General features: G+C 45.2%; 19 protein-coding genes. 8 read left to right on the forward strand and 11 right to left on the reverse strand.

Features of this window, described 5'->3' with window-relative positions:
- Positions 1-335 precede the first annotated feature (335 nt).
- Together QUA44_RS15095 and QUA44_RS15100 are read left to right on the forward strand one after the other, a co-directional pair.
- On the forward strand, positions 336-812 hold the full coding sequence (locus QUA44_RS15095) for an NUDIX hydrolase (RefSeq protein WP_333252165.1): 477 nt from the start codon (positions 336-338) through the stop codon (positions 810-812).
- A 123-nt stretch (positions 813-935) separates the two neighbouring features.
- Positions 936-1100: a hypothetical protein gene (locus QUA44_RS15100; RefSeq protein ID WP_333252166.1), complete on the forward strand. Its 165-nt coding sequence runs from the start codon at positions 936-938 to the stop codon at positions 1098-1100.
- Between the two features lie 66 nt (positions 1101-1166).
- On the opposite strand, the gene QUA44_RS15105 is transcribed toward QUA44_RS15100, so the two are convergent.
- The 6 genes from QUA44_RS15105 to petC form a co-directional block, all read right to left on the reverse strand.
- Positions 1167-1649, reverse strand: a complete 483-nt coding sequence (locus QUA44_RS15105) for a hypothetical protein (RefSeq protein WP_333252167.1) — start codon at positions 1647-1649, stop codon at positions 1167-1169.
- Between the two features lie 51 nt (positions 1650-1700).
- Complete coding sequence (locus QUA44_RS15110; protein ID WP_333252168.1) at positions 1701-2753, reverse strand: FAD-dependent oxidoreductase; 1053 nt, start codon at positions 2751-2753, stop codon at positions 1701-1703.
- A gap of 198 nt (positions 2754-2951) precedes the next feature.
- The gene (psbQ, locus tag QUA44_RS15115; protein WP_333252169.1) at positions 2952-3395 is read right to left on the reverse strand and encodes a photosystem II protein PsbQ; all 444 of its coding nucleotides are present in this window, start codon (positions 3393-3395) and stop codon (positions 2952-2954) included.
- A 111-nt stretch (positions 3396-3506) separates the two neighbouring features.
- Entirely contained in the window at positions 3507-4358 is an 852-nt protein-coding gene (locus QUA44_RS15120) for an alpha/beta fold hydrolase (RefSeq protein ID WP_333252170.1), read from the reverse strand.
- A gap of 311 nt (positions 4359-4669) precedes the next feature.
- Positions 4670-5659 carry a cytochrome f gene (gene petA / locus QUA44_RS15125; RefSeq protein WP_333252171.1) on the reverse strand — a complete coding sequence of 330 codons (990 nt, stop codon included), beginning with the start codon at positions 5657-5659 and terminating at the stop codon, positions 4670-4672.
- Positions 5660-5916: 257 nt separating this feature from the next.
- Positions 5917-6459, reverse strand: coding sequence for a cytochrome b6-f complex iron-sulfur subunit (gene petC / locus QUA44_RS15130; protein WP_333252172.1), 543 nt, complete (start codon positions 6457-6459; stop codon positions 5917-5919).
- A gap of 213 nt (positions 6460-6672) precedes the next feature.
- On the opposite strand from petC, the gene QUA44_RS15135 reads away from it, so the two are divergent.
- Positions 6673-6990 carry a DUF3067 family protein gene (locus QUA44_RS15135; protein WP_333252173.1) on the forward strand — a complete coding sequence of 106 codons (318 nt, stop codon included), beginning with the start codon at positions 6673-6675 and terminating at the stop codon, positions 6988-6990.
- Positions 6991-7379: 389 nt separating this feature from the next.
- A complete protein-coding gene (locus QUA44_RS15140) occupies positions 7380-7688 on the forward strand; it encodes a carbon dioxide-concentrating mechanism protein CcmK (RefSeq protein WP_333252174.1) in 309 nt (102 codons plus the stop codon).
- Between the two features lie 292 nt (positions 7689-7980).
- On the opposite strand, the gene QUA44_RS15145 is transcribed toward QUA44_RS15140, so the two are convergent.
- The 4 genes from QUA44_RS15145 to QUA44_RS15160 all read right to left on the reverse strand — a co-directional run bounded on the left by QUA44_RS15145 (position 7981) and on the right by QUA44_RS15160 (position 14539).
- A complete protein-coding gene (locus QUA44_RS15145; RefSeq protein WP_333252175.1) occupies positions 7981-9249 on the reverse strand; it encodes a calcium-binding protein in 1269 nt (422 codons plus the stop codon).
- Between the two features lie 671 nt (positions 9250-9920).
- The gene (tatC, locus tag QUA44_RS15150; protein WP_333252197.1) at positions 9921-10664 is read right to left on the reverse strand and encodes a twin-arginine translocase subunit TatC; all 744 of its coding nucleotides are present in this window, start codon (positions 10662-10664) and stop codon (positions 9921-9923) included.
- A 573-nt stretch (positions 10665-11237) separates the two neighbouring features.
- Entirely contained in the window at positions 11238-12185 is a 948-nt protein-coding gene (locus tag QUA44_RS15155) for an NAD(P)-dependent alcohol dehydrogenase (protein WP_333252176.1), read from the reverse strand.
- Positions 12186-12364: 179 nt separating this feature from the next.
- Positions 12365-14539, reverse strand: coding sequence for an EAL domain-containing protein (locus tag QUA44_RS15160; protein WP_333309762.1), 2175 nt, complete (start codon positions 14537-14539; stop codon positions 12365-12367).
- A gap of 244 nt (positions 14540-14783) precedes the next feature.
- On the opposite strand from QUA44_RS15160, the gene QUA44_RS15165 reads away from it, so the two are divergent.
- The 4 genes from QUA44_RS15165 to QUA44_RS15180 all read left to right on the forward strand — a co-directional run bounded on the left by QUA44_RS15165 (position 14784) and on the right by QUA44_RS15180 (position 22543).
- Positions 14784-19031: a PAS domain S-box protein gene (locus QUA44_RS15165; protein WP_333252178.1), complete on the forward strand. Its 4248-nt coding sequence runs from the start codon at positions 14784-14786 to the stop codon at positions 19029-19031.
- Between the two features lie 261 nt (positions 19032-19292).
- Complete coding sequence (locus QUA44_RS15170) at positions 19293-20051, forward strand: SDR family oxidoreductase (protein ID WP_333252179.1); 759 nt, start codon at positions 19293-19295, stop codon at positions 20049-20051.
- Between the two features lie 137 nt (positions 20052-20188).
- The gene (locus tag QUA44_RS15175) at positions 20189-21286 is read left to right on the forward strand and encodes a DJ-1/PfpI/YhbO family deglycase/protease (RefSeq protein ID WP_333252180.1); all 1098 of its coding nucleotides are present in this window, start codon (positions 20189-20191) and stop codon (positions 21284-21286) included.
- A 552-nt stretch (positions 21287-21838) separates the two neighbouring features.
- A complete protein-coding gene (locus QUA44_RS15180; protein ID WP_333252181.1) occupies positions 21839-22543 on the forward strand; it encodes a rhomboid family intramembrane serine protease in 705 nt (234 codons plus the stop codon).
- A 254-nt stretch (positions 22544-22797) separates the two neighbouring features.
- Here QUA44_RS15180 and QUA44_RS15185 read toward each other — a convergent pair.
- Positions 22798-24360 (reverse strand): Ig-like domain-containing protein (locus QUA44_RS15185; protein WP_445243669.1); only part of this gene is annotated, 1563 nt, incomplete at its 5' end.

Here is a 24360-nt window from a genome sequence, read left to right on the forward strand (position 1 = left end):
TCCAGCTGCAGTGCATCTACATTTGCTACTTTCAACAGAGGGAAAGCGAAATATGTCTGTTCTCTACTATGTTGTTGTCTCAAATGGTGAATTATCTAGAATCAGGCGTGCAGTTTTTATTGTTTAGTTGGCAACTATTGATCGGACTTATGCACGGGTGGCGAGAAACCGGGTTTTTTTACGAAAATCCTGCGCTGTAGCCCGGAGATTCGGCAAAAAACCCGGTTTCTTTAGTTAATCGGAGTTACGCACGGGTGGCGAGAAACCGGGTTTTTTTACGAAAATCCTGCGCTGTAGCCCGGAGATTCGGTAAATAATCCGGTTTCTTTAGTCCTATGCGTCAGTCCTATATTAATCTAGTTGCAGGAGCTTTTGCACCCAGAAATATTGCCAAAATTATGAGTATAACCGCTGTATTGATAGAACAATCGGGAGTAATTCCCTACCGCATTCAAGACGGAAAAATTGAAGTAATGGTGATTACTTCTTCAACCGGTAAGCGCTGGGTGATTCCCAAAGGGTTAATTGAACCTGACATGACTCCCCAAGATTCCGCCGCCAAGGAAGCTTGGGAAGAAGCAGGTTTGTTGGGTCAAGTGTTCCCGGATTTGCTGGGAACTTACGAATATCAAAAGTCTGGCTATACTTGTCAGGTAGAAGTATTTTTAATGCAAGTGCAAGCAGTTCTAGAAAATTGGCCGGAAGCTAGCAAGAGAAAGCGGCAGTGGGTAAGTATTCCTAAAGCAATTAAGCGGGTTAATGAACCGGAACTCAAACTCATTTTGGGTGATTTGCCGCATCGGTTCTGGTGAAGAGTCATGGGTAAGGGCGGGTTGACCAATACTTTGGTTTTCAACCATAAATTCGGGTGAACTCGCTAAAAGAACAACATGACTGAAGACTATATTCTGTAAGATTCTGGAGATGCGATGGCCATGCCATCTCCTAAGATGACCAACCTTAACCCGATTAAAATTCTTTCCCTCAATGACTTGCGCGACAACAAGCCCGAACGTCTAGGCTGGTCACTCACCTTCGGAGCCATCTGTGCAGATGCAGCCGCCGTTTGTCTCGACGATGGAGGACACTCTCATTGCTGATGAACTGCGTGACCTGCTTATAGAAGAAATTTACTCGCAGCGCCAAGCGATTGGAGCTTAATTTATTTAGGCGTTAGCGGAGAGGAAAGGAATGCTTTCGGCTAAGTTATCCTTAACTTCAATTCCCTGTTTTTTCGCCCAAAACTGACTCAAAAAGTGAATTTGCCGCAAACCGACAATTAAATTTAAACCTGGTACAAACATCCACCAAACAGTTAGCGGTTCTTTGATTCCCTCTTGGCGATACAATTCGTTAACTGTGTTGTAAAGTTTGAACTGCACGATGTAAATCCAAGCAATACCCACGAAGGAAAACCAACCAAACCATCCGGGAACGTCGGGATCGAATATCCGCAAAGCTTGGGGAATGGCTACTCCTAAAACAAAGGGCAATAAGCAAAGTGTCCCCGACCAACTCTTGCCGTTATAACTCCGCAATTCTTCTTGAATAATCCATTTGTACCAGCCGTAATATAGTAGCAAGCTGACTCCCGACCGCAAAATTACTTGCCACAAAGACCGGGGTTTTCCTAAAGGTTTGTCGGACATTTTTAGATGTAAGATATGAATGACTTTATTGATTATATTAATATTTGTTAATTATTGCAAAAGTGCTTCTCGGATCGATCGCGCGGTTGCAGGGGCCAGCAGCACACCGTTGCGATAGTGGCCGCTAGCGATCAGAACGTGGCTGTTACCGGGAAGCGCCTCGATAATTGGGGCGGGCCGCCCTTCCGGGCGCGGGCGCAATCCCGACCATTGCTTGATAATTTCAGCTTCTGCTAAGGCCGGACAAAGTGCGATCGCCCTTGCCATCACTTCATCCAACATATCAGCATTCGCCTGAACTTCCCCGCCATTTTCCGAAAACTCCACCGTCGCCCCCACCCAATATTCTTGATTTGCCAAAGGCACAATGTGAACGTCATCACAAGTAATTACTGGCGCAAAATCAGGGTTTCCTAGAGGATTTTTTGACCGCAAATGCAGCGCTTGTCCCAACACCGGGCGAATGTCAACCAACTGATTTAACGATGCAGTGACAGCAGCAGAACCCAAACCAGCCGACACAATTAGGCGATCGAACTCGCCACTAGCAGCAATCGCGGCCCCTTCAACTTCCACCCCAAACTCAAAAATCACTCCATTGCGTTCCGCAGCATCCACCAAAGCCAGAGTTAGCGCGATCGGATCGACTTGCCGGTCTTGAGGTGAATAAATTGCTGCAATAATCTGATCATTTAAATAAAGATGAGGGCAAAACTCGCGCACTCGTTCCACATCCCAAAGTTCCAATTTCCAACCTTGAGACTCGCGAATTGCGATCAACTTTTCCCACTTACTTAAATCCTCTCCCTCCGAACACAGCATTAAAATTCCCTGTTTGTTAAACGGAATTTTCCGCCCCGTAACTGCTTCCAATTCAGGAATCAAAGTTTCGTAGCGCTGAAGGCTGGTTTCCCTCAATTTCCAACTTCTGCCCTTAGTTTTGTGACTGATCACTCCCATCAAAACGCCGAGGGCTGCACCAGTAGAACCTTGTGCCGGCTGCTGTTTGTCGAATACAGTGACTTTTAGTTCGGGGGATTTACTTAGTTCAAAGGCGATGGAAGCCCCAATAATACCGCAACCAATAATTGCAACGCGAATCATTCAATTTTAGATTTTAGATTTTAGATTTTATAAAAGAAGAAGACCGGGCGGTTGAAACCACGTCTATACAAACAAAACCCGCCGACGCGGGTTGAAGAACGGGCAGTAAAAATTAAGTTTTACTTTATTTTCTTCAGTCCGCGAAGGCAGACTTCGTTTTTGTAGGTGCGGTTTCAACCGCCGTCTTATCTAAAGTGATTAAGCTTTAGGAATTAGCTGCAAGAAGGTATCGAAATCATTGACAGCTTTTTGATAGCTGGCCGTGACTTTTGCATAGTCAAGCCCTTTAGCAGCAAGATCAATGTTAACCAACTCGGTAAACAAACTCTTAGTTAAATCAACAGCTTGTTGTTGAGAACTAGGCAACAAACTCGCAGAGACGGTTTTCATGGTGTTCCGCAAGTCGCCTAGAGGCCCGTGAATGTAAGTTCTGGTATCAATCCAATTCCGTTTTTGAATTAGGGTTCCCAGTTTATCCATGCGCGATCGGAACTCTGTCAGGCTAGGAACATAGCGCTGAATTTGCTGGGTCTGGGCTGCTGTGTAAGTCGTTGGAACTTTTGCTTCGACACTGCTGCAACTAACCAGAAATGCCATCAAAAACGCCATCATCAAGGCAAAAAATGAACGGGGACGAGTCATATCGATTTTAGATTTTAGATTTTAGATTTCTCGTTCTCAGGAAGAGGCTGGGAATGCAGCTCGGCGAGGAGCTGGTTCACTGACCTAGCACCGAGGGTTATGTACAAAATATTATTTTACCTCCTGGCGGCGCAGAAAAGTGATCACAGCATTGCCAACTTTTTCTGACCAATGTTCTTGAGGATAATGCCCCGCTTGTTCCAGTGTGACTAACTCTGCATTTTGCAGGGAACCGACTAGCTTTTGAACTGGTTCAACACTCAGCCAAGGATCTGTCAAACCCCAGACAAATAAAGTTGGTCGAGTCCATCCTTTCAAGCCGGATTCAATTTCTGCCATTGACTGCGGCAATTGAATATTGCGGACTGTATTCATCAGCGATCGACCTGCATCCGAACTCTTCAAAAACGGGCGACGGTAAACATCTAAATCCTTGTCTGATATTGTCTGGCGGCTGCCACCTTCGAGAGTTCTGTCAACCAAAAGCGGGTCTTGCGTCATCATGTCGCCAATAAAAGGCAGCCCCAACTGCTGCATTTTCCAAGGCAACTTGATATCTGGTGAAACTGGTGTATTTATGATGGCTAGACGCTCAATTTTATCGGGATTGCGTAAAGCGTATTGAATGCCGGCTGAAGCTAAAAATCCTTGGACAACGAGGTAAAATCGGTCTAATTCTATAGCTTGAATAAAGCCAGCGAGGGCATCAACAAAAGCATCGGGAGTGTAGGCAAAGTCGCGCTTGTCTGGTTTTGTCGATCGCCCGTAGCCCACCCAATCCGGCGCGATCGATCTAAATCCCTGTGCCGCCAAATCCGGCATCATTACAGTCCAGGTAAAACTCTGGGACGGCAAACCGTGCAGCAGCAGTACGGGCGGTTTCTCAGTTTCGTTAACCGGATTTGTTTCCCGATAAAACCATTGCAGCGGGCCTACTTCAACTATTTTCTCATCAATTGACATTATTTTACTTATTATTTATTAAAGAATAAGGCGGGTATTCCCCGCCCTACTTACCTAATAGTTGGGTGTGCACAGAGCACACATTAGTATCAACTTAAGCCTCCAAACTTTTGTATCTCAGCTTTGTATCGAAGTCTCGATCCCCCTAAATCCCCCTTAAAAAGGGGGACTTTGATAAGACTCTTGTTCCCCCCTTCTTAAGGGGGGTTAGGGGGATCGAGGCCTAATCGTCAGACCGTAGTCTGGCACTACATAAGAGGTTAAGTTGATACTAATGACAGAGCACCTTACCCAACTAATCAAAGTCCCGCTTAGAAATTCATTTCAGCAGCTTGAACTTTTTCGACCTGTTTCTTCTTGAGAACCAGCATGATTTGAGCCAGCATGGTTATAGCCACGAAAGCCATCAATCCTTTAACTCTACCTGCACTTTGCAGCACAATTTCCACATCTTTTTGACCAAAGCCACCCACATTAGGATTGCTCGTCAAAAGTTCGCCGGCTGCAACGGTTTGTCCTTCGGTAACAATCAGTTCTGGGCCTGCTGGAATCGTATCAACAACCGCTGCACCTTCTGCCGGTTGAATTGTCACTTCATAACCGCCAGCTTCCGGTTGAGCAATCTTAGAAATGCTGCCAGCTACCGAAGCATTGTAAACAGTATTATTGCTCTTTTCGCCAGTAGGATAAACCTGACCGCGGCCGCGGTTGCCACCAACATAAATTTGGTATTTGCCGTAGTGAACCGACTTGTCAGTTTCCGGATTCGGCGACAAAACTGGGAATACCAATTCTTTGTACTGTTCTCCCGGTACTGGGCCCACTAAAACAATATTTTCTTGGGTTTCGCTGTAAGGTTGGAAGTAAAGATCGCCGACTTTTTCCTTCATTTCTTCAGGAATTCTGTCAGCGGGAGCAATCTTGAAACCTTCGGGCAACATCACAACTGCGCCGACATTCAAGCCGCCTTTGCTGCCGTCGCCGACAACTTGCTGCACGTTAGTATCGTAGGGAATCTTGACAATAGCTTCAAACACCGTATCTGGCAAAATAGATTGCGGTACTTCAACTTCAGTCACTTTTGCACCGAGGTGACAGTTAGCACAAACAATGCGACCTGTTGCTTCGCGGGGAGTAGCGGGTGCTGTTTGCTGGGCCCAGAAAGGGTAAGCAAATGCTGCTTGGGGAAGTGCGATGTCGCTGGTGAGGAAAAATCCTGCGGCTGCGATCGCAATTAAGGCTGTTTTCGCGATCGTCCTGGCACTGCGGCGAAATATCGCAGATAAATTAGTTTGTGGCATTAGAGTATTCAATCTCAAAGGTCAGACAATTTAGTCATTGGTCATTAGTCATTGGTCATTAGTTATTGGTCATTAGTCATTGGTCATTGGTCATTGATCATTAGTTATTGGTTATTGGTTATTTGTTATTGGTTATTGGTTATTTGTTATTGGAACTAACTACTAACTACTAACCACTAACGAGTAACGAGTAACGAGTAACGACTGGCTACTAACTACTGACTGCTGACTGCTGACTGCTGACTAATGACGAACAACTAAGACCACCAAGGTGCTTCGCCGGTGCGGAAATCTGTTTCTTTCCAAGTTGTAAAAGCGATCTTGTCATCTGCGACAGTGGCGTGGGCCAGGGCCAGAGACAAAGGCGCGGGGCCGCGTACCACTTTGCCCTCATTGTTGTATTGAGAACCGTGGCAAGGACAGATAAACTTGTTTTCGCTAACATTCCAAGGCACGACGCAACCCAAGTGAGTGCAAACTGCATTGATGCCGTAGTCGGCGAGAGATAAGTCTTCTTTCACCACAAGATAGGTGGGGTCGCCTTTGAGGCCTTGGGCTAAGGTACGATCGCCCGCAGGGTGCGAAGTCAAATATTCGCTAACGATGATGTCGTTACCCAAAGCATCTTTAGCTGTCACTCCGCCGCCAACTGCCCCACTCGACGGAGGAACAAAATATTGGACAACGGGATAGAGTGCGCCCAGTGCCACACCTGTGACTGTACCGAACGTCAGCAAATTCATAAATTGGCGACGCCCCATATCGGGAACATCGGGATTTCCAGCAGAAGATTGAGCCATGACCTGCCTTTACGGTTTTAAGTTACGTTTGTTTGTTAGCTGTTAGCGAACCTGTACGTGCAGACAACTGGGATAATTGCCGTTAATCTGCTAGCACAAATTTCAGGCCGCGAAAATTCCTTTTAAGAATGCGCCTTCCAGCCTTTATTAGAGTATTATTACATTTTTTGAACTTTGTCTTTTATTGTTTAATGGATTAACTCAGGAGCAACCATGACGGGCAAGGATTTACACCAGCTACTGCTAGAAAAATGGGGAAAGTCTTACGATATCAGATTGCGGCGAACGCGGGGCAAGATTTTTGTGCAAGTTATGTGGAAATATCTAGAACAGGTGTCTTTTCCGATGACGGAGGCTGATTATTTCGAGCATTTGGATGCGGTGGCCAATTACCTTAACGGCTGGGGCAGCACGGCACAGGTGAGAGAATTTATCGTAACTACTCGCGATCGCCCGCGCTTGGGTAAAGCTGTCAGCGTTCCCCTAGATTTGGGTGAAAGAGCCTCGGAGTGGTTGCTAGACGAGTTTTGAGTCCGTTGTCCGTTGTCAGTTGTCCGTTGATAGTTGTCCGTTGTCCGTTGCTCATCTCGTGGCGTGTAAAGTTTTATGTCTAACCGGGACTCAATTTTTCGGGTTCAAAGTCCCAAGCATCGTGATGCGAAGCTGTTAACAGAGATACAGGCGGTAAAAAATCAAGCTATCGCCCAACTAATTTCCGCAGTTTTTTTGATTCAAACTCTTGTATTGCAGGCTTTCCGGCGTACCATACCGTAGGATGGAAGTGCGACAACAACCTTTGGGGCTGCTTAATTTAGGGCGATCGGACTTCTAGCTTACCAAAATCATCGGAACCAATTTCTGTCAACAATTTCACATACAATGAGGTTCAGATATCTTGTGAAATTTAGGAGAATGTTGTAATGGGTGTTGCACTGGGAATGGTTGAAGTCTTAGGATTTCCCGCTGCAGTAGAAGTTGCGGACTCAATGGTGAAAGCAGCCAGTGTTACTTTAGTTCGCTATGAGAAAATAACCCGCGCCTACTGGACAATTATAGTGCGAGGAGATGTTTCTGAAGTGCAAGCAGCAGTGGCTGCTGGAATTGAATCAGTTAAAAAGGTCGATGGCGGAAAGTTGCTATCGTATCACATAATTGCTCGTCCCCACGAGAATCTCGATTACATTTTGCCGATCGGCTACACTCCTGAAGTCGAACAGTTCCGAATGTAGTCAAAGTTTTGACAAAACTTGGGTGTTGAATTTTAACTTTTAGTAATTATAGAGGCGCGGGCGATCGTGTCTCTATATTTTTGGGGCTAATTCATATTAAATCCGGTAGCATCGGATCGGCCCAGATCCCCCCTAGCCCCCCTTAAGAAGGGGGGGACAAGAGTCACATCAAAGTCAACCCCTACTCCCCTTCTTAAGGGGGATTTAGGGGGATCTGGACTCGAATAAAAGCGATATTCCTCATGGGTTTTAGGCGATTGTTGTCACCTATCGATCGATGCAGATAATCCAATCAACCAGTAATCAAATCACGGGCAGGAATGATAGAAGCACTCGAAACTCCCTTCAGAATCCCTATAGCGGTAGGGCTTCCAACCTGACGAATCTCCGTATCTAAACCATTATTAATCGACCCAAAAGTGATGTCTGCAAACGGAGCGCGAGAACGTACCAACAGTTTATCTTCACCTGGTTTGAAGTCAGCAATAGTATCTATTCCCACCACGGTTCTCCAAAGCCTAAACTTGTCAGCCCCCCTGCCACCAACGAGATAGTCATCGCCGCTGAAGCCAAACAATAAGTCGTCGCCCGCCCCCCCAATCAGCGTTTCGCTGCCCTCTCCACCAAGGAGAGTATCGTTATACCTAGAACCTATCGCTACTTCGATGCCGGAGAGGGAGTCTATGCCGCCCTGCCCGTCGGAAGCCCGACCTAACCCAGACCCGTCACCGACAGCCCCCAACTGGAGATAGACGCCAGTTCCTACAATACTGTAAGATACTGTGTCGATGCCATCGCCGCCATAGAGCAAGTCATTGCCATCCCCGCCATAGAGAAAGTCATTGCCAACCTGGGCATTGAGATTGTCATTGCCATCCCCACCATAGAGAAAGTCATTGCCAACTTGGCCATTGAGATTGTCATTGCCATCCCCGCCATAGAGATTGTCATTGCCAACCTCGCCATTGAGATTGTCATTGCCAACCCCCCCATCGAGAAAGTCATTGCCAACCCCGCCATAGAGATTGTCATTGCCAACCCCGCCATCGAGAAAGTCATTGCCAACCCCGCCATCGAGAACATTGTCATCGCCAACCCCGCCATAGAGAAAGTCATTGCCAACCTCGCCATAGAGAAAGTCATTGCCAACTCCGCCATAGAGAAAGTCATTGCCATCCCCGCTATAGAGGATGTCATCGCCAACTCCGCCATCGAGATTGTCATTGCCACCCCCGCTATAGATGAGGTCATCGCCAACTCCGCCATCCAGCCAGTCATTGCCATCCTCGCCATAAAGAGTATCATTGCCAACCCCGCCATAGAGACTGCCATTGCCAAATCCGCCATCCAGCCAGTCATTGCCATCCCCGCCATAAAGAGTATCATTGCCAACCCGGCCAAAGAGAAAGTCATTGCCAAGTCCGCCATCCAGCGAGTCATCCCCCTCCAAGCCATCCAGCCAGTCATCCCCCTCCAGACCAGAGATGGTGTCATTGATATCAGGGAAAGGGCCAGGGCCGTATAAGTAGTCAGGGCCCGAAGTGCCAGTTATTGTTGCCATATATTTAATTTCCGATTGAGATTAAGAAACTGAAACCGTCAAAAAGGTAAAAATCTACAGTGTGAATTTTTCAAATGAACTTACTAAAAAATCCACCCAAAAAACCAACAAGTCTCCTATCTTAGGCAGCCAGAAAACTCAAAAGATATAGCTAGACTTCAGTGAGCCAGGTTGACTCTCTTGCTGAATTTTTACGTTCTTGTTCAGTAATTTCACTGTGTGAGTATGTTATCTCTAAGTCGAATACTCAGGATCGGCTCGTGTCAAATCTTCATGTAAACCTTAAAAACTAAATCATTAATATAACTTATGATTGCCAGCCCAACGCCTAAAAAATAGTGTGAATTAAGGCTCAAAACCTTGACTCCAGACACCTAACACTAAACTTTGCTAATGTGAATTTTATATTCTATATTAAATACTTATCAAACAGACACTAAATCAGCAAAGATTATCAGATAAAACAATCAACTTACTCAAATAGCTGAGAAGCTTAGCTTTACACAATGTTTATAAGCTTACTTAAGTAAATAGGGAATTCGCCCTCAAAATAGCTGAAGCGATGTTTTTAAGATAAGTTGACAACAATCCCAATCTCGGCTAAAAATAGCAGACAATGTTAGCAACTTCAGATGTTCGGTAACTTTTACATTGTCTGCTATTCTTAATTCTCATCGCCCTAAAAGCTTCACCAAACCAACCCCGCCAAAATACAAGCTCAGCACCGCACCTCCTAAAAGACTTTGCGTTAAAGGGTCAGTAGAAGGCGTTAAAACCGCTCCCAAAACCGCCGCTCCCAAGACTACATAACGCCAGCCCGATAGCATTTGCTTAGAAGAAACTATGCCCAAAACACCGAGCAATACTTGAACGATCGGGATTTGAAAAGCTAAGCCTGTGCTGAACATTAACAACAGCACAAATTTAAAGTATTTGTCGATCGACCATAATTGCTCTACAACATCCGCCCCGTAGGTAACAAAGAAGTTCAACGCCGCCGGAATCAGAGCGATATAAGCAAATACTAACCCGCCCAAAAAGAGGAAACTAGAACCCAAAAACACGGGCCCGAGCAACCCACGTTCTTTGCGAGTCAAACCTGGTAGCACAAATAGCGCTATTTGGTAAAAAATAAACGGACTTGCAATTAGCAAACCGCAGTATCCGGCGACTTCGATCGAAACAAAGAAATACTCGCCCGGAGCTAGTTGCAAAAACTTGACTGGCCCGGCGGGTACTTCTAGCAATTGTACGATCGGCTTAACTGTCAAAAAGCAACCAACTACACCGATTGCTACGGCAATTAGCGAGTAGAAAAGTCGCTGCCGCAATTCTTCTAAATGGTCGAATAAAGACATTTCAACTTCGTCGGGAAGTTCGTCTAGAAATTCGTTTTCGAGGTTGCGGGAACCCATGAAACTGTCTGCGATTGATGCAATGCTATTTTCCGGGATAACTTTTTCGTCTTCTAAGTTATCGTCGGCGATTGGTGCAATGCTATTTTCCCGGATAACTTTTTCGTCTTCTAAGTTTTCGTCTTCTAAGTTGCTGACATCCGTGAAATCATCGGCGATTGGTGCAATGCTATTTTCCGGGCTAACTTCTTCACCTTCTAAGTTGCTGACATCCGTGAAATCATCGGCGATTGGTGCAATGCTATTTTCCGGGATAACTTCTTCATCTTCTAAGTTGCTGACATCTACAGAATCATCGGCGATTGGTGTAATGCTATTTTCCGGGATAACTTCTTCGAGGTTGTTGTCGGAATCTTGTTCGGATGTCTCCAAGTCTGAGGGCACAGTCATAGGTATTTTGGATTTTATTTAAGTTTTACGTTTATTGGTCTGGGATGCAGGTAGAATCAAAAACCTGTTTCCGGGTTAAGGTCGATCGCCCTTTTTACTGTAACTCCAACCGCGCAATTTTGGGCTAACCCTTGCCACGTAAGATATATAATGTCTGAGTCGTGTTGGTCAAACATAGTTTTTTTAACCGTCAATGACGATCGCAATTTTGCCAACAGCGCGGCCAGTTTCGCTGTAAGTGTGGGCTGCGGCTACTTCTTGCAAGCTGTAAGTGCGATCGACAATCGGCTCAACTTTATCGGATTCTATTAACTCCCGCAAAGCCTCTAAATCGCTCGTGTTGGCATTGGCTAGAATAAATTTAGCTTTTTTACCAGACATAAACCAGCTCGTCAACATCGGTGCGAGGTTGTCTAAACTCGGCAAAGTCGAGATATAAACTCCCTCTGGTTGCAGCACTTTTTCGCATTCAGCAAATGTTCTTGTCCCGACAGCATCTAAAATTATATCATATTTATCGGTTTGTTGAGTAAAGTCAATTTCTGCGTAATCCAGGACACAATCGGCTCCCAAACTCTTGATAAATTCTATGTTTTTAGCGCTGCAAACTCCCGTTACTTCCGCATTCATTGCTTTCGCAACTTGCACGGCAAAAGTGCCAACTCCGCCGGAAGCACCGTTAATCAATACTTTATTTCCGGCTTGAATTTCACCCAAATCTCTCAGCGCTTGCAAAGCAGTTAAACCTGCGATCGGTACTGCTGCTGCTTCTGCATGAGTGATGTTTTTCGGTTTAATTGCTGCATCCGATTCTGGCACTGCCGCGTATTCGGCACAAGCACCGCCATTCAGGGGATTTAAAAATGTATAAACTTCATCTCCTGGTTGAAATTTGGTGACTTCCCGGCCGACTTCCACGACTACTCCCGATATGTCAGAACCGACAATTCGAGGAAAGTTAAATCCTGTCAATAGTTGCAGGTGTCCTTGCCGGATTTTCCAGTCTACGGGATTGACGCTGCTAGCGCGAACTTTGATTAACAATTCGTTTGATTTGGCGATCGGCTTTTCTAATTCTCGGTACTGCAATTCCTCGGCGGAACCGTAGCGATCGAACGCAACTGCTTTCATGGCAAATTTTCCGGTCTATTTTTAATAAAAGACTCAATCCTTTACAATTACAGCACATTCCATCTAAATGTGACATAGTAAATTGAGGAAGCCTTGTAGCAGCGGGCGATCGACTCTTGCAGGCCTCCAGACAATGGGCAGGCGTGAGGCAATGGGTTCGCTGGCGAGCGTGCGATCGGCTAGCGATTAAAATTAATAGGGACGGGGCGGGCGATCCCATAACCCTGAGCATAATCTACTCCAATCTCCCGCAATTTTTCTAAGATAGTCTCGTCTTCGACAAACTCAGCTATAGTTTCAAGATTCATCGCATGGGCAATACCATTAAAGCCTTCAACGATCGCTTGAGAAATCAAATTATGACTAATATTCTTGACAAAAGCACCATCAATTTTTAGATAATCAACTGGTAAATTAATCAGATATGCAAAGGAACTCAACCCACTGCCAAAATCATCTAAAGCAAAGCAACACCCAATCTTTTTGAGTTCGCTCATGAAATATCTGGCTTGCTCAAAGTTTGCGATCGCTGCGGTTTCCGTGATTTCAAAACCAATGGTTTGTGGGGGGACTTTGTAGCGAGAAAATTGTTCGATCAAAAACCTCAGAAACTGATTGTTACTAATGCTAGCCCCCGAAAGGTTGATCGTATACAATCCTTGATTAACAACATCTTTCTTCGGTAACTTGTGATAATTAGAGAAAAAAGTTTCGATTACCCAATAATCGATTTCTGTTATCAAACCGTAACGCTCGGCGGCGGGAATAAACTCATTTGGAGATACTATTTCTCCATTTTCGTCTAGCATTCTGAGTAAAAGCTCATAATGCTCTACCAATGGTTTAGAGGTAATAGAGACAATCTTTTGGTAATAGAGACAAAAACGATTGGTTTCCAGCGCTCGACTGATTTTGGAAACCAACTGCCTCTCACCACGTTGTTTAATTAGTTCGCTATCATCTAGACTATAAATATGAACACAGTTGCGGCCTCTGGCTTTGGCCGCATAACAAGCTGCATCAGCCGCTCCCAGAAGATCCCTCAAATCTTGGCTGTTTTGGTCAATAGCAACAACTCCAATGCTGACTCCGATGATAAAGGTTTTGCCATTCCAAATAAACCGAAACTGATGCACTAGGTCTTTGAGATTTTCCGCAATCTGAGCTGCTTGAGATAGTGGACATTGAGTGAGCAAAATACCAAATTCATCACCTCCCAAGCGAGCCAGTGTGTCACTAGCACGGACTCCCTGTTGAATAAGTGCGGTGATTTGGCGCAGTAGCTCATCGCCAGCAATATGACCTACGGTATCGTTAACGACTTTGAACTGATCTAAATCTAAATAACAAAGAGCGTGCTGGTGATTGCTATCTTGAACAGAGGCGATCGCCTCAACTAGCTGCTGCTCAAATCTTCGACGGTTGATTAACCCTGTCAGGGCATCGTGATTCGCTTCCCAAGAGAGTTGACGGGTGAGATAGCGCGATTCAGTAACATCATGAAAGACGATTACTGCCCCGATAATTTGACCTTGACGGTCTCGAATCGGTGCTGCCGAGTCAGCAATCGGATACTCGGCTCCATCATGGCAAATCAGAATAGTATTGTTAGCTAAACCCACAATTTGCTCCTCTAATAGAGCCTTCTTTATGGGATCCTCTACTGGCTCTCGCGTTACTTGATCGACAATTAGGAAGACTGTAGAAAAAGGAACTCCTTGAACCTCATGACTCTTCCAGCCTGTCAGTCGCTCAGCTATAGGATTCAAATATCTTACATTACCTTGGGCATCTGTAGTAATAACTCCATCACCAATTGATTGCAGTGTCACTTGAGCCAATTCCTTTTCGGCAAAGAGAGACTCTTCGAGACGTTGCCGTTCTTCGATTTCTTTCAACAGACGTAAATTCTGCTTTTGGAGTCTTTGTTGCAGCCTTCCGATAGTTAGGTGGGTTTCGACACGAGCTAATACTTCTTCGACTTGAAATGGCTTAGCAATATAATCTACCCCACCAACAGCCAGCCCTTGCACCTTATTAAAAGTTTCATTAAGCGCACTCAAAAAAATTATCGGAATGCCTGCGGTTTTCTCGTCAGATTTTAATTGTTTACAAACTTCATAGCCATCCTGATCGGGCAACTTAATATCTAGTAAGATTAACTCCGTCGATGGCGATTGGGCGGCTCTGAGCGCCATTGCACCTGTCGTGGCACTGCGAACTTTATAACCCTCTGCCCTCAAAGTATCCCTGAGAAGACGCAGGTTATCAGGCAGATCGTCAACAATTAAAATATTGCCTCGGTAGTTTGTAGCTCGATCGCTAACCCGATCGCTAGTTCTATCGATAATCATACTGATTTCCATAGTTTCTTGCTAGACGACTATAAACATATGCACAAATAGTATAATTGAATTATTAGGTTATAAAGCTCCCTTTACGCAGAAAGAAGTCCTGCGATCCCCGAGATATTGGGGTGGCAAGCGGGCGCAGCCCTGCAAAATCTGAATAGTTCGGTTAGGGGCAGTCCCCCGTGGTTGCCCTTCTTCGCTTCGCCTAACATCAGAAGAAGAGTATTTCAACCCAAGCAGCCGATTTATGAACAAGCGCATTTCTGAAATGGCAAGCTTACTCGTGATTGCGATCGGGTGTCTCGTGCTGCTGGGTTGGCAATTTGACATCTCCCTACTCAAAAGTGGTTTTCCCGGTATGAGTTCGAGCATGAAAGCAAACACGGCACTTTGCTTTTTGCTGGCTGGAGTATCTTTGAGATTGTTGCAGTACCAAAGAACCAGACTCGACGATCGCATCGCTCAAGGCATGGCAGGATTCATAATCATCATCGGTATGCTGACGCTGAGCGAGTATATTTTTGGTTGGAAGCTGGGTATTGATGAGTGGCTTTTCCGAGATTTCGTATCTTCAGCGACTCCTGAACCGGGAAGAATGGGAGTCCATACCGCCCTAAATTTTGTGCTGATGGGAGTAGGGTTGTTACTGTTAGGACAAAATTCCCAACGAGATACTTGGTTGGCTCAGATTTTTAGTAGTGTTGCAGCTTTAATTTCTCTACTAGCTTTATTTACACACTTATTCAATGTCGATATTCTTGAACGGTTGGTCACAATTACGACGACTCAACCCCTAAATACGATCGCCACTTTTTTCATCCTCTATGGAGGAATTTTATTGCTTCGCCCCAAGGAAGGATTAATGCAAGTAGTAACCAGCCCCCTGGTCGGCGGAGTAATGGTTCGGTTGTTGCTGCCTTGGGCGATCACCTTTCCAGTCACACTGAACTGGTTGACTCTTCAGGGACAAAATTTAGGCTGGTATAACGCTAATTTTGGCCATACATTGCGTTCAACTGTTATGGTTTTCTCCTTCTCAACTCTCATCTTGGGGACGGCTCGCTTTTTAAACCAGATAGATTACAAGCGCCAACAAGCCGAAGCAGAAATTAAAAAACTTAACGAAACCTTAGAAATTCTTGTGGCTGAACGAACAGATGCTTTACAAAAATCGCAGGCTCGTTTTGCGGGAATTCTAGAAATCGCTAATGATGCAATCATTTCAGTCGATCGCACTCAACGCATTACCCTGTTTAATCAAGGGGCAGAAAAGATTTTCGGCTATAAAATGCAGGATATTTTAGGGGAGCCACTGAATTTACTGCTGCCAGAACAGTTTAGAGATGCACATCCGCAGCATATCAAACAATTTGCACACTCTTCTACCAGAGCGCGAAAGATGGGAGAACGAGGCGAGATTTTGGGTCGTCGTCGAGATGGAACGCAGTTTTCGGCTGAAGCCTCTATTTCTAGGCTGGAAATGGGAGACGAAACGGTGTTTACCGTTATTCTGCGCGATATTAGCGATCGCAAGCAAGTAGAAGCATCACTGGCTCACATGGCAGCGATTGTGGAATACTCTGGTGAGGCAGTTATTAGCAAGTCATTAGACGGCATCATTTTAAGCTGGAACAATGCAGCAGAAAAAATCTTTGGCTACAAGGCTGAAGAAATCATAGGACAATCGATTGTCATTCTAATTCCATCCAATCTTACCTACGAAGAACAAAAAATCCTAGAAACGATTCGACAAGGAAAAACGATTGAAAACTATGAAACCGTGCGTGTCCGCAAAGATGGACAGCTTATCCACATATCTTGTACCATATCACCTCTGAAGGACACAAGAGGCCAAATTATTGGGTGTTCTGTAATTAAACGCGACATCACAGAGCGCAAACGAGCTGAAATAAATCGCAAACAAATTGAGATGGCTTTACGAAACAGTGAAGAGCAGTTTCGCCATGCGTTTGAAGATGCCTCGATCGGGATGGCGATCGTTTCACTTGATGGGAACTGGATTAAAGTCAATCCTGCCTTATGTCAGATTCTTGGCTACTCCTCAGAAGAGTTGTTAGCGTTAACTTTCCAAGACATCACCCATCCTGACGATTTAGACCTGGATCTTAGTTATGCACATCAACTATTATCAGGAACAATTTCAACTTACCAACTAGAAAAACGGTATTTCCATAAACAAGGACATATTATTTGGATTATCCTTAATGGATCGCTAGTACAAGATGAACAGGGAAATCCACTGCATTTTATTTCTCAAATTCAAGAAATTACCGCTCGAAAAGAAGCTCAAGAAACGCTAGAACTTCAAAGTATTATCATGAATAACATGGCAGGAGGAGTGTGTTTGGTCAAAGCCTCAGACCTCACGATCGTCTACACCAATCCTACCTTTGACGCTATGTTTGGCTACGCAGAGGGCGAACTTGCAGGTCAATCCGTTAGTGTCTTGAATTATGTCGATACAAACGTTACACCAGATGTAACCGTTCTAGATATTGTCACTCAAATTGAACAGACCGGGGAAGCGAAATATGAAGTCCACAATAGAAAGAAAGATGGAACTCTCTTTTGGTGCAGAGTTCATACATCCATGTTTGAACATCCTGAATACGGAACTGTATATGTTGCCGTTCAGGAGGACGCAACAGAGCTAAAACTGGCTGAGCAAGCCTTGCACGCTACCACAAATCGCCTCAACTTTCTTCTAAACTACAGCCCCGTTGTCATTTTTAGCAGTAAACCTGCCGGCGATTATGGAGCAACGTTCATCAGCGAAAATATCAAAGATGTATTGGGCTACGAAAGCAGGGAGTTTTTAGAAGATTCTAAATTTTGGGTGAATCACTTACACCCAGATGATGTAGAACCAGTGGTTAATGGGTTAGCAAATCTATTCGTTAATGATTTTTACTTCCACGAATACCGTTTGAGTCGCTCCGATGGGGTTTATCGCTGGATGCTCGCTCAGCTTAGGCTAATTCGAGATGCTTCAGGTACACCAGTAGAAATCTTGGGATATTTAATTGACATTAGCGATCGCAAACAAGCTGAGTTGGAATTTCAGCAGGCAAATGAAGCAAACCAAGCCAAGACTATCTTCCTAGCCAATATGAGCCACGAACTCCGCACCCCCCTCAACTCTATTTTGGGATTCACGCAATTGATGAGCTATGAGAGCAATCTGACTCCTTCTGTTCAAGAACGTTTACAGATTGTGAATCGTAGCGGTAAACATTTATTGGACTTGATTAACGATATTTTAGATTTATCCAAAATAGAGAGCGGACGGATGACACTCAATCCTTCTGACTTTGATTTGACAAATTTGCTGACATCTATTGAAGAAATGCTGCAATTTAGAGTTCAATCTAAAGAATTACAGCTAGTTGTCGAGCAATATCCCGATCTACCCAGATTTGTGAATAATGATGAGAAAAAACTATATCAAGTCTTAACAAATTTACTCGGTAATGCGATTAAGTTTACCAAGCAAGGAAGCGTCACCCTACGAGTAAGAGCAACCCAAAGAGACGAAACATCCTGTCACCTATGTTTTGAAGTTGAGGATACAGGCGTGGGAATTGCGCCCGCAGAAATCGATAAATTATTTAAGGTATTCGTGCAAGCCCAAGCTGGAAATAATTTGAGTCAAGGCAGCGGGCTTGGTTTAGCGATCAGTCAAAAACTCGTCAAACTCATGGGCGGTCAAATTTGCGTTAAAAGCACTTTGAACCGAGGTAGCACTTTTTCATTTGAGATTGGTGTACAGTTACCTCAAGCAGCATCCTTACCCCCAGAATCAATTAATCAAAGAGTAATTGGTTTAGCTCCCGGACAACAAAGTTACCGCATTCTTGTTGTTGAAGATTTAGAAGAAAATCGCCGCTTGTTAGTTGAGAGCCTTACCTTGGTGGGTTTTGAGGTAAGAGAGGCAAAACAGGGAATGGAGGCACTCTCGCTGTGGGAGAGTTGGCTGCCGCACCTGATTATGATGGATTTACGAATGCCGATCGTGGATGGCTACACTGCTATTAAATATATTAGACAATGCCCTAAGAGCCAAGAAACTGTCATTATTGCTTTAACTGCCAGTGTTTTTGAAGAAGAGCGAGAGAAAGTTCTGATGGCTGGCTTTAACGACTTTATAAGCAAGCCATTTCAGCAGAGAGACATCTTTGACAAAATTGCTAAATATTTGGGAGTGCAATATATCTACGCAGTCGTAGAACAAACTCCACAAAAACAATTAGTTGAAACGGTGTCTGTAGAATATCTATCCATGATGCCCCCTCAGTGGTTAGAACAAATGTATCAAGCCGCTTACTATCTCGATACCGAAGTTATGAATGAATTAATTGTACAAATTCCAGAATCCAAAGCAAGTTTGTCCAAGGCACTAACCGATTATATCAATAATTTTAATTCTGATCGAATTATGGAGCTGATTCGACCTTTGCTGCCGAATCCACTGTAGTTATCGAGTTTAAGGACAAAGAAGCTATAGTGCTGTAACCAGTGGCTATATTTCCAATAGAAACCACCAACATGGGAAAGGATTTGGAAGTTTTTGGAGAGGTATATTGCAGATATCCATCAGCATGAGGAAATGGCATACACATTAGATGGAATGTGCTGTATCATATAGCAATCCTATTTTTGGCGTGAAGGGGATTTATTTTTTTTATTAACCGCAGAGGGCGCAGAGGCCACAGAGAAAGAGAAAAGAGAGACAGAAATGATTGATTTAACCGGAAAGGTAATTTTAGTAACTGGTGGCTCGAAAGGGATTGGTGCAGTGACGGTGCGGACTCTGGTTAATGCTGGGGCTGAGGTGATTTTGCATTACTGTCGCAGTCACAAAGAAGCTGAAGCGGTAGCAGCAAGTGTGGCGCGCGATCGCTGTTATTTATTACCTGCAGATTTAATGCTGGAAAATGCGGCTGCGAGTTTGTGGCGAGATGCGGTCAAATGGCGCGATCATATTGATATTATAGTTAACAATGCCGGGATTATGCAGTCAGCGGGGGTAGAGGACGAGTTCGATATTTGGTCGTCAGCTTGGCAGCAAACTCTACAAGTTAATTTAGTTGCTGTTGCCGACTTGTGCCGGCAAGCAATTCTGCATTTCAAAACTCGCAGTGGCGGTACAATTATTAATATAGCAAGTCGCGCTGCTTTTCGCGGCGATGACCCGAATTATCTGCACTACGCCGCATCAAAAGGTGCTGTTGTTGCTTTAACTCGCAGCATTGCTAGAGGGTTTGCGGCTGATAATATTTTGGCATTTACAGTTGCACCGGGATTTGTCAGTACAGAAATGGCAGATAAGTTTATTCGGGAGTTTGGCGAAGCTGATATTATTCGCGATATCCCGATCGGCAAAATCGCTCCTCCTCAAGATGTCGCCAATACGATCGCCTTTTTAGCCTCTGGTTTAGCCCAGCACGCTACCGGGACAACGATCGATATTAACGGAGCCTCTTATGTGCATTGAGGCAATTACTGTAAAATACCTCTCAAGGCTCACGCTGACATCTTTTAAAACAAACTAATTTATCACTTTAGCAAGACGCTAAAAACATCATAAATCCTTTATGGTTAGATAAAAAGATAGTCTGAGGAAATTTGATTATGACAACCGATAATGGTAGCAACACAAAACGAGTTGCCATACTCATCGAAAATGGAGTTGAAGATTCCGAATTTTTAGTTCCTTACAACGCCTTAAAACAAGCAGGGTTTGAAGTAGTTGTCCTTGGTTCGCGGACAAACGAAAAGTATGCAGGGAAACAAGGAAAAGTTGCCCAGCAGGCTGACGGAACTACCACAGAAGCAGTACCCGCAGAATTCGATGCAGTGATAATTCCCGGCGGCATGGCTCCTGATACAATGCGGACTAATCCCAATACAGTACGCTTTGTGAAAGAAGCATTTGAACAAGGAAAAATCGTCGCTGCTGTTTGCCACGGCCCGCAAGTTTTGATTGAAGCCGATTTGTTAAAAGACAAAAAAGCCACAGGTTTCTTGGCAATTAAAACAGACATGATTAATGCCGGAGCTAACTACATCAACGAAGCTTTAGTAGTTGACGGCAACTTGATAACTTCCCGCCAACCGGGAGATTTAGCAATATTTACCACGGCAATTTTAGCTCGACTTGGTTACGGCGGCAAAGAAGTCGGCTTGCCAGAAGAAAGTGACACAAATGCAGAATGGTGGAAGTTAGCTAATGCTTGGGGTGGCTCGACACAGGGCGATATTGTGAAAGGTTTGAATACTGCCCTCGCAGGGGAACGCTATGCTTGCGAAGCCTTTCAGCATTATGCGGAAAAAACGCAAGATGGTGATTTGCGATCGCTCCTGACAGAAATGATTCAAAATAAACAGCACCACATCATCGCTCTCGAAAGTCGCCTCAACGATTTTGGTGAAAAACCCTCAATTCCTGCCCAAATTGCTGACAAATATGCTAAGCTCAAAGCCTCAATGCAAGGAACTGATGAAACGTTCTTACTGCGGAGCACTCTCGGTGATTTGCAAACCGGTGTTGTCGATATCAACAACCTGCGGGCGAAGTTCACAGATCCGGTATCAACTGCCATTTTTACAGAGATAGAAGCGGATTTGTCCAAGTGCGAGCAAGCCGTTGCTAAACTCTTCCGTGCCCGTGCAGTTTCCCAGGACATTAAGTCGCCTAAACCTTCGACTAGCCCTGCTGTAAAAATGTAATCAGCAAGGGGATAAATAAGTTTGTAGTTTTGTTAAGAGGTGAAAACCCGCACCCATATCGCAACTACAAACTTGATCTGCAATCCTACAATATATGCCTTTGCGGTAAAATAAAACCCAACACTAAAAAGCGGATATTCAACTAACTGCAAGGTGGAGGGTTTTATTAAATGGGTTTTATTTTTGTTTCAGCGGGAAACGGCGGGTTTGAAGGAAGCTTGCGGCAACCGGGGGCGGTACAAGTCCCCGGGTTCATCCGTGCAGAAATAAAAAATATAGTATCCGATAACCAGCCCCCGGATACATCCGTAAAGTCTCTTTCTTCAATTCTTCAATTCTTCAATTCTTCAATTCTTTAATTCTTTAATTCTTTAATTCTTTAATTCTTTAATTCTTTAATCGATAATTATTCAATTATTCAATTCTTTAATCTAAAATCTAAAATCTAAAATCTAAAATCGATTAACTTGTTCCCTCTTCCTTTAGATAGGAGACACCTGGGCTATAAATGCGCTACTGTGTTGCCAATATTTTGATGAGGAAAAAAAGGCTGTGGTTCCCTTACGCGATGAAAATCCCATTACTATCACTCCCTACGTCACCTACGGGCTGATTGCGGCAAACATATTAGTATTTTTGTACGAACTCAGTTTGGGCGATCGACAATTAACGGATTTTTTCTACTCTTGGGCAGTAGTTCCTTGCCAGTTAAGCAATATGTGTCGGGTGGCTCTGCCAGTTTCGCCATTTCCCGAATGGACGACGCTAATTAGCTCCCAATTCCTGCACGCAGGCTTTCTCCACATTGCCGGCAATATGTTATTTTTGTGGATTTTTGGCAACAACGTAGAAGATCGTTTAGGACACGTCAAATTTATAATATTTTACCTTACTTGCGGCGTTTTAGCATCACTAACTCAGTGGTTTTTTTCCTCAGCATCTGCCATTCCGTCCCTAGGTGCTAGCGGCGCGATCGCAGGCGTCATGGGAGCTTACATTCTCAGATATCCCCAAGCCAAAGTTTTAACATTGCTGCCCTTGGGAATCTTCATTACCACCGTCAGAGTCCCCGCTTTCTTCTTTCTAGGATTTTGGTTTGCACAGCAAGCATTGAGCGGCCTGGCTTCCTTGAATGCCCCGGCAAGTGTCGGCATGGAATCCGGGGGAGTTGCCTACTGGGCCCACGCCGGCGGCTTTGTTTTCGGCGCTATTCTCGGCCCTTTGTTGGGACTTTTTTCTGAGGAAAATCAGATTTAGTCAGTTGACAGTTGACAGTTGACAGTTGACAGTTGACAGTTGACTGACAACAGACAACCATCTATTGACAACGGTCAACTATCCACTGATACCAAATCCGACTTACATATCCCCTTCATCTCTTAGTCTGCGGAGGCAGACTTCGTTTGACAAGAAGAGGTTTCAACCGCCGAATCACAAAGGGTTCAAATAACCCGGATTTCGTATAAACAGTGAACTGTCAACTATCAACTATCAACTGTCAACTGTCAACTCTAGATAAACGTCAAGTCAAATTCCGAAAGAGCAGTAACGCCAGTTACACCATTTAACTTCGCCAAAATGCGAGAATCGCTGCCGGTGACGTTATTGCCATTGCCGTCATAAATGATGTAAGTATTGCCGCCGGAATCGTAGGCAAACAAGAAAGCACTTCCTCCCAGAATATTTGCAGAAACAGTTGTCTGCACATTTAGTAGAACTTGGGTGTTACCGCCCAGATTCGCAAATCCGGGGGCAAAATTAAACTGATCGGCGATCGGCACACCGAGACCGTTAAAATCAGTAATCACATCGTATCCGCCCGCTGCGATCGCAGCCTCGATCGCCGCCGAAGAAGCCGCATCAAAAGCCGGCCCACCTTGTGCAGGGCTGGTATAGCGGAATTGATTGCTGCCGCCGCCTCCCGTCATGGTATCTGCACCGAGGCCACCTACGAGCACGTCGTTATCCAAACCGCCGTTAATCGTATCGTTGCCGCCTTGACCATCAACAGTATCGCTGCCCGCCAAACCGTTCAAATTGTCCGGCAAAGAACCCCCAACCAAATTGTTAGGCCCGCTATCTGCCGACAAGATTTGAACGGTGATAGTACCTACGCCCGGAATTGTCCCGAATCCGTCGCTAACGCTGTAGGTGAAAGCAGTTGTACCCGCTACGTTGCCGGGGATGAATTGCACTTGAGAGACAAGATTTACAGCTATTCCGAGTTGCGGTGTGCTGACATTGATAATGTTGAGCGTCCCTTTTTGCAGGCTGAAATCGTTCGCCAGCACGTCGATGAAAGTCGGCAGCAAATTATTCGTACTCGTAAATACGATGCCGTCACCGACAGCAATCGGCGGCAGGAGAGTTGGAACAGTTACGGAGGTATCAAAAGAATTGATGTTAATTGCCACTGACGCTGCTGCCGTGCCGCCTTGGTCGTCAGCTACGCTGTAGCTGAAAGAACCGGCTTGCCCGATCACGTTTGTTCCAGGTTGAAATGTCAGCCCAAGTAAATCCTGAACGGTTAACTTTTGGTTGACGGTGAGGGGGCTCGTACCGGTAATTACCTGACCAAAAGTAGGATTGGGAAGTCCGACTACCGCGATCGCCAGCGCTTGGCCCTCCGGGTCGCTGGGCGCCGAAATGCTCAGAGACAAAGGCAAATTCTGCAAACCAGTCACCGTCTTGCCAGCTTCCACGATCGGCGGCTGGTTAGGAGTCGGAGATGTAAAACTCGGCGGAGTCGGCCCGCCGCCTAAAGGCGGAGGAGTTGGGGGCGCAGCAGTTGGAGTGGGGACGATCGAAGGACTCGGACTCGGGGTTGTCCCGCCGGCAGTCGGAGTCGGACTCGGACTCGGAACCTGTGTCGGCAATGTCCCCGGTGATGGAGTTGGACTCGCAGTTGTCCCCGGTGATGGAGTTGGACTCGCAGTTGTCCCCGGTGATGGTGATGGACTCGGAGTCGCCGCCGGAGTTGGAGTCGTTGCCGGAGTTGGAGTCGTTGCCGGAGTTGGAGTCGTTGCCGGAGTTGGAGTCGTTGCCGGAGTTGGAGTCGTTGCCGGAGTTGGAGT

Source organism: Microcoleus sp. N9_A2 (assembly GCF_036701775.1).
In the GTDB taxonomy this organism is placed as follows: Bacteria; Cyanobacteriota; Cyanobacteriia; order Cyanobacteriales; family Microcoleaceae; genus Microcoleus.

Excerpts from the sequence above, each read along its gene's own strand:
- QUA44_RS15095 (WP_333252165.1), top strand. The coding sequence starts at position 336 with ATGCGTCAGTCCTATATTAATCTAGTTGCAGGAGCTTTTGCACCCAGA.
- QUA44_RS15100 (WP_333252166.1), top strand. The coding sequence starts at position 936 with ATGCCATCTCCTAAGATGACCAACCTTAACCCGATTAAAATTCTTTCC.
- QUA44_RS15105 (WP_333252167.1), bottom strand. The coding sequence starts at position 1,649 with ATGTCCGACAAACCTTTAGGAAAACCCCGGTCTTTGTGGCAAGTAATT.
- QUA44_RS15110 (WP_333252168.1), bottom strand. The coding sequence starts at position 2,753 with ATGATTCGCGTTGCAATTATTGGTTGCGGTATTATTGGGGCTTCCATC.
- psbQ (WP_333252169.1), bottom strand. The coding sequence starts at position 3,395 with ATGACTCGTCCCCGTTCATTTTTTGCCTTGATGATGGCGTTTTTGATG.
- QUA44_RS15120 (WP_333252170.1), bottom strand. The coding sequence starts at position 4,358 with ATGTCAATTGATGAGAAAATAGTTGAAGTAGGCCCGCTGCAATGGTTT.
- petA (WP_333252171.1), bottom strand. The coding sequence starts at position 5,659 with ATGCCACAAACTAATTTATCTGCGATATTTCGCCGCAGTGCCAGGACG.
- petC (WP_333252172.1), bottom strand. The coding sequence starts at position 6,459 with ATGGCTCAATCTTCTGCTGGAAATCCCGATGTTCCCGATATGGGGCGT.
- QUA44_RS15135 (WP_333252173.1), top strand. The coding sequence starts at position 6,673 with ATGACGGGCAAGGATTTACACCAGCTACTGCTAGAAAAATGGGGAAAG.
- QUA44_RS15140 (WP_333252174.1), top strand. The coding sequence starts at position 7,380 with ATGGGTGTTGCACTGGGAATGGTTGAAGTCTTAGGATTTCCCGCTGCA.
- QUA44_RS15145 (WP_333252175.1), bottom strand. The coding sequence starts at position 9,249 with ATGGCAACAATAACTGGCACTTCGGGCCCTGACTACTTATACGGCCCT.
- tatC (WP_333252197.1), bottom strand. The coding sequence starts at position 10,664 with ATGGGTTCCCGCAACCTCGAAAACGAATTTCTAGACGAACTTCCCGAC.
- QUA44_RS15155 (WP_333252176.1), bottom strand. The coding sequence starts at position 12,185 with ATGAAAGCAGTTGCGTTCGATCGCTACGGTTCCGCCGAGGAATTGCAG.
- QUA44_RS15160 (WP_333309762.1), bottom strand. The coding sequence starts at position 14,539 with ATGATTATCGATAGAACTAGCGATCGGGTTAGCGATCGAGCTACAAAC.
- QUA44_RS15165 (WP_333252178.1), top strand. The coding sequence starts at position 14,784 with ATGAACAAGCGCATTTCTGAAATGGCAAGCTTACTCGTGATTGCGATC.
- QUA44_RS15170 (WP_333252179.1), top strand. The coding sequence starts at position 19,293 with ATGATTGATTTAACCGGAAAGGTAATTTTAGTAACTGGTGGCTCGAAA.
- QUA44_RS15175 (WP_333252180.1), top strand. The coding sequence starts at position 20,189 with ATGACAACCGATAATGGTAGCAACACAAAACGAGTTGCCATACTCATC.